Annotated in this window: 8 protein-coding genes; 1 reads left to right on the top strand and 7 read right to left on the bottom strand. The window is 62.7% G+C overall.

Going from position 1 to position 8135, the window contains the following annotated elements:
* A complete protein-coding gene (locus ACFTOW_RS02330; protein WP_379912665.1) occupies nucleotides 1-573 on the bottom strand; it encodes a hypothetical protein in 573 nt (190 codons plus the stop codon).
* Nucleotides 570-1037: a hypothetical protein gene (locus ACFTOW_RS02325; protein ID WP_379912663.1), complete on the bottom strand. Its 468-nt coding sequence runs from the start codon at nucleotides 1035-1037 to the stop codon at nucleotides 570-572. Before ACFTOW_RS02325 ends, ACFTOW_RS02330 begins: the two co-directional genes overlap by 4 nt.
* Nucleotides 1038-1339: 302 nt before the next feature.
* Between ACFTOW_RS02325 and ACFTOW_RS02320 the strand changes: the two genes are divergently transcribed.
* Nucleotides 1340-2629, top strand: coding sequence for an HlyC/CorC family transporter (locus tag ACFTOW_RS02320; protein ID WP_379912661.1), 1290 nt, complete (start codon nucleotides 1340-1342; stop codon nucleotides 2627-2629).
* 51 nt (nucleotides 2630-2680) lie between these two features.
* On the opposite strand, the gene ACFTOW_RS02315 is transcribed toward ACFTOW_RS02320, so the two are convergent.
* From ACFTOW_RS02315 to ACFTOW_RS02295, 5 genes are all read right to left on the bottom strand, one after another.
* Nucleotides 2681-3484 (bottom strand): DUF2189 domain-containing protein, encoded by an 804-nt coding sequence (locus ACFTOW_RS02315; RefSeq protein ID WP_379912659.1) that lies wholly within the window; start codon nucleotides 3482-3484, stop codon nucleotides 2681-2683.
* Between the two features lie 60 nt (nucleotides 3485-3544).
* A complete protein-coding gene (locus ACFTOW_RS02310; RefSeq protein ID WP_379912657.1) occupies nucleotides 3545-4957 on the bottom strand; it encodes an amidase in 1413 nt (470 codons plus the stop codon).
* A gap of 15 nt (nucleotides 4958-4972) precedes the next feature.
* A complete protein-coding gene (gene hflX, locus ACFTOW_RS02305) occupies nucleotides 4973-6250 on the bottom strand; it encodes a GTPase HflX (RefSeq protein ID WP_379912655.1) in 1278 nt (425 codons plus the stop codon).
* Nucleotides 6247-6486: an RNA chaperone Hfq gene (hfq, locus tag ACFTOW_RS02300; protein WP_024812204.1), complete on the bottom strand. Its 240-nt coding sequence runs from the start codon at nucleotides 6484-6486 to the stop codon at nucleotides 6247-6249. Before hfq ends, hflX begins: the two co-directional genes overlap by 4 nt.
* A gap of 131 nt (nucleotides 6487-6617) precedes the next feature.
* Complete coding sequence (locus ACFTOW_RS02295; protein ID WP_379912653.1) at nucleotides 6618-8132, bottom strand: TrkH family potassium uptake protein; 1515 nt, start codon at nucleotides 8130-8132, stop codon at nucleotides 6618-6620.
* Nucleotides 8133-8135 lie beyond the last annotated feature (3 nt).

The following is an 8135-nucleotide window of genomic DNA, read 5'->3' as shown; positions in this document are numbered from 1 at the left end:
TCACGTCGTGACAACAACATCTGGTGCGACCCTGAACAGGCCAGTGCGCCTTAACCCACACAAATCGCGAAGGGACCAATATTCTTTAATCGCAATCCGCTCCTGCTCATCAATCTTGCCATCGATAGCAGCAACCTTAAGTGCCAGTCCACCAATCAAGTCCAGTGTTGCCGTCGCCAAGACATCCAAGCCTGAGTTGAGGAACTTCGGAATTTCATCTACCCGACTACTTGAGTAGGATTTGAAAAGACGTGCCACGCCGTAGTAGGCTCCGCCTGACACCACCGCAGCGCCGACTATCCATCCAACAGGTGTGGCAGCCGTCGCAAGCCCTACAGTCGTCCAGAAACTCCCAAAAAACGTTGATGCGACTGTTCCAGATGCTGCAAGTCCCGCCCCGGTTCCCGCTGCGCCTCCCATGTCCCAAAGCTGCCCGACCAGTTTGCTTGTTCTAAGGGACGTGTAAGCATTACTTCCGATACCGAGCTTCACTTTGAAACGCTCGTTATTCGCAAGAACTGATTCAACGCTCTCAAAGCTCTGAATGTCCTTCCTATCTGTTTCGATTGTCACGGCCTTGCCATCCCCAGACCCAACACATCAAATTGCTGTGCGACGCGATCCATTTCAGCTTTTGCAGCATTGTTGCGAAGGTCGTCGATAAATCCCTTACCAACTCCCAGAATTACTATCAACTTCGACAGAATCGCCGCGAGTGTAGCTCCCAGGATAGGAATAGCTCCAACTGTACCACCTACGACAGTCGCGACAACTAGCCCAACCAGCGTTCCAATTGTGAGGTTCGGAAACTTCTCGACCAAAGCTGATGCAATAACGAAAACTCGTCGCCCCAAAGCCACTACTGTTTCGCCAATTTTTACAGAAATCTTGGCTACATCATAAAGGATTGCTTTCAGATCAGCAGATAGGTTCGAGTTATCAATATGAGCCTTGATTTTCCGAAGCGTCGGTGAACTTTGAACCAGGTCAAGTGCCTCTTCAAACGATCTCGGTTGGGCATCTTCTTTAGCATCCATGACAGCATCCTTCTCAAGTGTCACAAGGTTACCACTCACTATTGTCGCGAACCAGCGCGGTGATCAAGATGCCCGTGTAAATTGTTTCGAACTGTTTCTCATTATCCTAAAGGGGAATGTTGTCTCGGGCATCAAAGTTCTCCACCACCCCTCGCATACCATGTGCATGGGATGTGCATGCGCCGTGCATGGCCGTTTTCCGTCCCCGTTGCCCCTGCCCCGGCGCGCCTGCCCCTTGATCCGGCGGGCCGCAGACAGCATAACCACGGGGATATTTCCCAACCCCAAAGGCCCCTGCCCCCATGTTCGACGCCACATTCTGGATCACCACCGGCTCGATCCTGTTCCTGCTGGTTCTCTCCGGATTCTTCTCGGGATCAGAGACCGCCCTGACCGCCGCCAGCCGCGGAAAACTGCGCGCACAGGCCGACAAGGGCTCCAAGGGCGCGCAGCTTGCGTTGCAGATTACCGAGGATAATGAACGGCTTATCGGGTCGGTCCTCTTGGGCAACAACATGGTCAACATCCTGGCCGCGTCCCTGGCCACGGCGCTGTTCACCCGGGTGTTCGGCGAATCCGGCGTGGCGCTGGCGACCCTCGTGATGACCCTTCTGGTGCTGGTTTTCGCCGAGGTGCTGCCCAAGACCTACGCCATCACCAACGCCGAAAGCGCCGCCTCGCTGGTCGCCCCGGTGATAAAGGTCGTGGTCACCGTCTTCTCCCCCGTCGTCGGCGCCGTGCGCTATTTCGTCCGCGGAATCCTGCGGATCTTCGGCGTCCAGACCGACCCAGACAGCCATATCCTCGCCGTCCGAGAAGAGATCGCAGGCGCGCTTTATCTGGGCCATTCCGAAGGCGTGGTCGAAAAGGAAGACCGCGACCGCATCCTGGGCGCGCTGGACCTTGGCGAACGCGCGGTCGAGGAAATCATGCTGCATCGCAGCCAGATCGAGATGCTGGATGCCGGGCTGGACCCCGAGGAATTGCTGCAACAATGCCTCAACAGCCCGCACACCCGCCTGCCGGTGTTCAAGGACGATCCCGACAATATCGTTGGCGTCGTCCATGCCAAGGACCTGCTGCGCGCGATGCACAAGCTGATGTTCGGCCCGGACGCGTCCGCCAAGGGGCTGGCGGATTTCGATATTCTCGACGTGGCGATGGAGCCGTATTTCGTGCCCGACACCACCACGCTGGACGATCAGATGCGCCAGTTCCTGCGCCGTCGCACGCATTTCGCGCTGGTGGTGGATGAGTATGGCAGCATCGAAGGTCTGATCACGCTGGAAGATATCCTCGAAGAGATCGTGGGCGAGATCACCGACGAGTTCGACCCCGATGCCGAGCATCCGATCCAGAAGGGCAAGGACAACAATTTCGTCATCGACGGCGCGATGACCCTGCGCGACCTCAATCGCGCCACCGACTGGAACCTGCCCGACGAAGAGGCCAATACCGTCGCCGGTCTGGTGATCCACGAGGCGCAGATGATCCCCGACGTGGGTCAGGTGTTCTCGTTCCACGGTTTCCGGTTCGAGGTGACGGGCCGCGACGGCAACCGCATCACCAACCTGAAGATCCGCCCGCTCTGATCGCTCTGACGGTCAGCCCTCTGCTTCGCCTGAGGGAGCGGGTCGCCGCCGTCAAGCCGGTTGCGCGGCCTCGTGCTCCTGCGCCCCTGCCGCGACGATCTGATCGTACAGGTGCCATGTGGCATGGCCCAGAACCGGCAGCACCACGAACAGCCCCAAAAACCACGGCAGCAGCGCGACAAAGGTGATTACCGCGATGAACACGCCCCAGATCAGCAGCGGCACCGGGTTGGCCAGCACGGTCTGGAAGCTGGTGATCATGGCGGTCACGAAATCCACCTCGCGGTCCAGCAGCAGCGGCAGCGAGATCACCGTGATCATATACAGCAGCAGGGCAAACCCCGCCCCCACGACCGTGCCGACGCCCAGCATCGTCAGACCCTCGGTGGTCAGATAGACCTCGTAGGAACTGGACACGTTCGTCATGGTCGAGAACCCCATGAACAGCGCAAAGATCATGTGGGCGATGAAGAACCAGACCAGGAAAAAGAACAGCACGATGGCGCAGATCGACGGCAGCTGGCGCTTTGACTGGCTCAGGATCACGCCAAAGATCTGAAGCGTGTCCAGCGCCTGCCCGCGCTGCAACCGGCGGCTGACCTCGTACAGACCGACGGCGGCAAAGGGGCCGACCAGCGGAAAGCCGACGGCGGCAAACACCAGCCAGTAGCTTTTGCCAGTGGCAAGGGTGATGGCGGCAAAGATCAGCCCGACCAGCACGTAGACAAGCGCGAACACGAACCCGTAAAATGGCGCGCGGCGCAGATCGGCGACGCCGCGACGCAGCGCCGTTCCCAGCATGGCGAATGTGACCTGACCCAGCGGCGGCACACCCAGTTGTGGCTGCTCTTTCATTGCTCCCCCCGAAAACCGGTTTTCGGACAGGAGAGCGACAAATTGCCGCCGGATCAACCCCTATGACACGACGGGCGCGTGTTTCCCGGGCCAGTCGGTCGCCTGATGATAGGCCTGCGACAATTGCAAAAGGCCCAGATCGTCGCCGTGCCGCCCGAACAGTTGCGCACCGCCCGGCAGGCCGTTGGCCCCGAACCCGACGGGCAGGTTGACGCAAGGCAGGCCGATCAGGCTGACCGGCACCACGACCTCCATCCAGCGATGATAGGTATCCATCGGCGTGCCGTTGATCTCGTGCGGGCGCTCCCACTCTGCCGGGAAGGGCCAGACCTGGGTCGAGGGCAGCACCAGCGCGTCATAGGTATCGAACAACGCCGCCGCCCGGAGATACCAGTCCGACCGGATCAGCGACAGGCGCTGGATCTCGATGGCGCCAAGGGCGCGACCGGTCTCGATCTCCCACACCGCGTCGGGCTTGAGCCGCGCGCGGGTGGTGGGGTTCTGATACAACGGGTCCAGACGTCCGGCATTGGCTAAGGCGCGCAGGCACAGCCACGAATCCCAGAGCTGCGCGGCCTCGATCGGTGGGGCAACAGGTTCCACAATCGCGCCCAGATCCTCGAACACGCGCAGCGCGGCCTCGGTCAGCTCCAGTATGCCCGGCTCCATCTGATAGGCCCCGCCCCAGTCACCCAGCCAGCCGATGCGGCGCCCCTTGATGTTGGCGGCGATACGATCAAGGTAGCTTTCGGCAGGCAGACCAAAGGGCTGGCGCGGGTCGGGTCCGGCCTGCACCTCAAGCAGCGCGGCCAGATCGCGTGGATCGCGCGCCATCGGGCCGGATGTGCCGACCGGGTGCAGAAACATCTCTGTCTTGGGCTCGCTTGGCACCCGGCCCCAGCTTGGGCGCATGCCATAGACGTTGTTCCAGGCAGCCGGGTTGCGCAGACTGCCCATCACGTCCGATCCATCGGCCACCGAGACCATGCGGCAGGCCAGCGCCGCCGCAGCACCACCCGACGACCCGCCCGCGCTGCGGCTGTGATCATAGGGGTTGAGCGTCGTGCCATGCACGGAATTGAACGTGTGGCTGCCAAGCCCCATTTCGGGCGTGTTCGTCTTGCCGATGAACACGGCCCCCGCCGCGCGCAATCGGCCCACCATAAGATCGTCTGTCTTCGCCGGTTCCGTGGGCATCACAGGCGACCCCATCGAGGTGGGAAACCCTGCCACATTCGCCATGTCCTTGATCGCCATCGGAATGCCATGCAGCCAGCCCTTGCGCGGCGCGTCATCGGCCACCCGCGCCGCTGTCAGCAGGTCATCCGCATCGCCCAGCGACACCACCGCATTGACCGTGCCATTGACCGCCGCGATGCGGTCCAGCGTCGCCTGCATCAGCTCAACCGCGCTGATCTGGCGGGTTTCCAGCAGGCTGGACAGCTCCAGCGCGGATTTATCGGTCAGTTCCATGTGGTCCTCCGGTGGTCACATTTCGCGAAAACGCTTTTCCTGGCGGTCGGTCCAGCGCAGCAGCAGGTCGAACCCGTCTTCGACCTGGTCCTCGTGCTCGACGACTTCCTGTTCATGCAGCCAGGCGCGCTTGCGGGCCTCGGCAAAGGGCAGGTGCAGGCGGGTTTCGTGGCGCACCTCATCCAGTTGCCGCGCCACCGCGTCCAGAAACGCGGGCAGCCCCGCGCCGGTCAGGGCCGATATGGCAAAGACACCGTCCTTGCGCGCCGCCGCCGTCTCCAGCGCCTCGGCCTGCGCAGGGGGCAGCGTGTCGATCTTGTTCCACAACTCGATCAGCGGCACGCCCTGCGCCACACCCAGCGACGCCAGAATGTCGGCCACGTCCTTGGCCTGATCCTCGGTTTCGGGGTGGCTGATGTCGCGCACATGCACGATCAGATCGGCAGCCAGCACCTCTTCCAGCGTGGCGCGGAAGGCGGCCACCAGTTCGGTCGGCAGATCGCTGATGAACCCAACGGTGTCGGACAGGATCACATCCGGCCCGCCCTCGGGCAGCTTGACCGCGCGCATGGTGGGGTCCAGCGTGGCAAACAGCATGTCCTTGACCAGAACCTCGGCCCCGGTCAGCCGGTTGAACAGCGTCGATTTGCCCGCGTTGGTATAGCCCACCAGCGCCACGACGGGATAGGGCACCTTGGCCCGCGCCTTGCGGTGCAGGTCGCGGGTGCGCACCACCTTGTCGAGCTGTCGGCGCAGGCGCACAAGCTGGTCGTCGATGGCGCGGCGGTCCGCCTCGATCTGCGTCTCGCCAGGGCCGCCGACAAAGCCCAGCCCGCCGCGCTGGCGTTCCAGGTGGGTCCAGGCCCGCACCAGCCGGGTGCGCTGATAGGACAGATGCGCCATTTCGACCTGCAACACGCCTTCGCGGGTGGCGGCACGGTCGCTGAAAATCTCGAGGATCAGCCCGGTGCGATCCAGCAGCTTGACGCCCCAGGCCTTTTCCAGATTGCGCTGCTGAATGGGCGTGACCGGGCCATCGACCAACACCAGCTCGACCTCCTGCGCCTCGAACAGCGCCTTCAGCTCTTCGATCTTGCCCTTGCCGAACAGCAGCCCGGCCATCGGGCGTTGCAGCGGCACATTGGTCTGGCCCACCACCTCGATATCGGGCAGCGCCTCGGCAAGGGCCACGGCCTCGGCCAGGGCCAGGTGCCCATCACGCCGGAATCGTTCGGATTTCAGATCGGGATGAAGCACCCATGCGCGGGTCGGCTGGGTATCATGCTCCCTCAATTGGAGTCGTCACCGTCATACAGGTTGATCGGCTGCGACGGCATGATCGTCGAGATCGCATGCTTGTAGACAAGCTGCGACTGGCCGTCGCGGCGCAACAGAACGCAGAAATTGTCGAACCAGGTGATCACGCCCTGCAATTTCACGCCGTTGATCAGAAAGATCGTCACGGGAATCTTGGTCTTCCGCGTGTGATTCAGGAATGCGTCCTGCAGGTTTTGTTTGTCGGAAGCCATCAATAAAGACCTTTGTTCTTGCCGATGCCGCGGACCGGCATCTTTTCCCTGTTCCGGGGACACTATGTATCGTGCCTGCGCGAGTTTCCAGCCCCAACTTCAAACCGTTGCACGGTCGCCACAAAACCGCGTCAGCGCCGCCACAGATCGCTGGTCAGCAGCGCGATGAAGGCCAGCGTTTCCAACCGTCCCAGCACCATGCCCGCGCACATCACCAGCTTGCCTGCCATGCTCAGGTCCACCAGCGTGATCGGCGTTTCGCTGGCCAGCGTCACCAGCGGCCCGGTGGTCGACAAGGCCGCGATGGTCAGCACCAGCGCCTGCTGCACATCCTCGACGATCCACGCCATGATCAACGTGAACAGCGTGACCGTGATGGCAAACAGCATGAAGAATATCCACGCGATATAGGCCCCCTGCCTGCGCAACCGCCGACTGCCCGCCCCCGAGCGCCCGACCGAGGACGGATGCACCAGCCGCTCCATCTCGCGCAGGCCTTGCAGGTACAGCGCCCAGACCCGCAGCAGCTTGACCCCGCCCGCCGTGGTGGCCACGCCGCCGCCGATCATCGCCACACCCAGCAGGATCAACCCCGGCGTCTGCAGGCCGGACCAGTTCTGTGCCGCCGCCCAGTCGCTGCTGGCAAACCCGGTGGTGGTCAGCATCGACAGCACCGTGAAAACGCCGCCCCACAATGCGCTGAGCGCGCTGGTCAGGTTGTCGATCTCGTCGAACTCGTAGGCCCCGCTCCAATGGCGCAGGAACAGCACCAGCGGGATCGACAGGGCCAGAACCAGCCCCAGGCGGAACTCGGAATCCTTCAGCACGCTGACCTTGGCGCCCACCAGCGTGTCGCCCGAAAAGGTGACGCGCGACAGGGCAAACAGCATGAACAGCGCCATCACCATCTCGCCACCCAGCCCCGAGGACGCGCCCTCGACCCCGCCAACCGGGGAAATGCCGCTGGTCGCCATGACCGACATCGCGTGGCTGATCGCCACCAGCGGCACATCTCCGCCCATCAGCAGCATCACCCACAGCGCCAGCGTCAGCCCGGCATAAACCGGCGTCAGATGCGACGCGACGCGCAGGATGCGTGTCTGGGGATCGACCTCGCCCCAGGCCCCGCCGGTATCGGTCTGGCCCGGCTCGCCGCTGGCGGTCACCTCGAAGCCGCCCAGGCTTAGCGGGGCCATCACCGCCGCGGCCGCCACCCACATCAGCAAACCGCCCAGCCACCCCACCAGCGCACGCCAGAAATGCAACGAGGGCGACAGCCGTTCAGGGGCAAACAGCGTGGCGCCGGTGGTGGTCAGGCTCGACACCATCTCGTAATAGGCATTCAGAAAGGTGGTGGTGCGCAGCGCCTCGTAGAACGGGACGGCCAGCATCAGCGGCAGGACGGTAAAGCCCGCGAACAGGGCGGCAAGGTTCCACATCTCGCTGCGCTGCTTGCTCTGGCGACCTGCCCGGGCAATCGCGATCAGCACCGTCAGCAGCAGCAGCAGGGTGCCGGGGTAGAAAAACGCACGCGCTTCGCGTTCGTTGTCGAGGTACAGGGCGTGCAGCGCGGGCAGATACATCGCCAGCGCACTGATCCCCATCATCAGCAGGAACAGGGGCTGTTCTGCGATCCGCGCGCGCATCGG

The organism is Lacimonas salitolerans, assembly GCF_042677865.1.
Lineage (GTDB): Bacteria > Pseudomonadota > Alphaproteobacteria > Rhodobacterales > Rhodobacteraceae > Lutimaribacter > Lutimaribacter salitolerans.
Note: the sequence above shows the minus strand (reverse complement) of the source record. Positions and strands in the feature narration are given on the sequence as shown.

Coding starts and splice junctions, on each gene's coding strand:
- ACFTOW_RS02295 (WP_379912653.1), bottom strand. CDS start 8,132: ATGCGCGCGCGGATCGCAGAACAGCCCCTGTTCCTGCTGATGATGGGG.
- ACFTOW_RS02315 (WP_379912659.1), bottom strand. CDS start 3,484: ATGAAAGAGCAGCCACAACTGGGTGTGCCGCCGCTGGGTCAGGTCACA.
- ACFTOW_RS02320 (WP_379912661.1), top strand. CDS start 1,340: ATGTTCGACGCCACATTCTGGATCACCACCGGCTCGATCCTGTTCCTG.
- ACFTOW_RS02310 (WP_379912657.1), bottom strand. CDS start 4,957: ATGGAACTGACCGATAAATCCGCGCTGGAGCTGTCCAGCCTGCTGGAA.
- ACFTOW_RS02325 (WP_379912663.1), bottom strand. CDS start 1,037: ATGGATGCTAAAGAAGATGCCCAACCGAGATCGTTTGAAGAGGCACTT.
- hfq (WP_024812204.1), bottom strand. CDS start 6,486: ATGGCTTCCGACAAACAAAACCTGCAGGACGCATTCCTGAATCACACG.